This window comes from Photobacterium carnosum (genome assembly GCF_002849605.1).
In the GTDB taxonomy this organism is placed as follows: domain Bacteria; phylum Pseudomonadota; class Gammaproteobacteria; order Enterobacterales; family Vibrionaceae; genus Photobacterium; species Photobacterium carnosum.
Window position 1 is genome coordinate 1 of sequence record NZ_NPIB01000061.1, and the last position, 1,382, is coordinate 1,382.

Consider the following 1,382-nt stretch of genomic DNA (forward strand, 5'->3'; position numbering starts at 1 on the left):
TATAAAAAGTGTCGAGCCTGAATTTATAAATAACTTATGTGATAAATATGGCGCTAATTTAATACTTGAGATAATTAAGTTTAACACTAAATGATTATTCACGGTTTTTAGTGCGCATAAATAGATTTGATGTTAAATACTAACAATTTAAGAGGTCGCTTAGGCGGCCTTTATTGTATCTGTTTGTACGGAATTGTCCGTACTCGTCATTTTTTGTTATGAGAATATTGGATTCAATATTATGAGTTGGTTGATAAGTAGATATTCGTCACATATTTGAAGGGAAGAAAGAGTAAGAGAATTAGTTAATGTATTGATATTTATGGAATTATGATTTTGTTAGTTTTTAACAAAAAAAACAGATCCAACTAAATGATTTATATAGAGAAATTTTGAACTTTAAATATGATAGCGTATGATAGGTTTCAGAAAGGACAAAGCCCCGAATCTCATCTTCTAACTTGGCGGAAAGGAATGAGAATTCAGGGCTTACGAAAACTATCACAGGGATAATGATCTCTTAGGGAATTATATCAGATGCCACTTCAAACACAATTATTAGATAACCGCCATAAGTGCGGTTATGCGTGAATATTAAGCATTCAAACCGTTTTAAACTGGATCTTGAAGATCTGTTTATCAATACGTTACCTTATAAGCCTTATTGTACGGATGAACTAGGGGTTACTTATATTCGCCCTAGGCAAAACGCAATAAAAAGAAAGTACATTCAAATCAATCGACCAAAGATGGTCATGTATCTAATCTTTGACATTGATAGGAATGGTGCTGTTTATGCTTGGTACGATAAAAATCTCCCCGCGCCATACTGGACAAGTAAAAATCCAGAGAACGGTCATGCTCATATTGTTTATCGCCTAAAAATCCCATTCTGTACGTCAGATATTGCGAACTTAAAACCTATTCAGTATGCCGCAGCGATTCAATCCGCCATGATTGAACGATTAGGTGCTGATCGTGGGTATGCAGGATTATTAACAAAAAATCCGAAGCATCCACATTGGCAGAATAAGGTATGGACGGAATATGAATACACATTAGATGAGTTAGCTGATTATCTTGATCTGCGAGGTCATCCGTTACGAGGTCATCAGGCTGTTGGTCTTGGTCGTAATTGTGACTTGTTCGAAAACGTCCGTAAATGGTCATATAAGACGATCCGTGAATATTGGCAGCCTAACTATAAGCGTTCATGGAATGAAGCTGTCTATGCCGAGGTAGAGTCCTTAAATAGTCAATTTACTGTTCCACTTCCTGTATCAGAAGTTAAGGCGATAGCTAAATCGATTGCGAATTGGACATACCGACACTTTACACCTGAAAAATTCCGTGAATCTCAGGCTATCAAGGGACGTAAAGGT

1 protein-coding gene is annotated in these 1,382 nt (G+C 36.3%); it reads left to right on the top strand.

Features of this window, described 5'->3' with window-relative positions; all coding sequences use genetic code 11:
* Positions 1-587: 587 nt before the first annotated feature.
* The coding region (locus CIK00_RS21030; protein WP_101770493.1) for a replication initiation protein at positions 588-1,382 on the top strand (795 nt) is incomplete at its 3' end.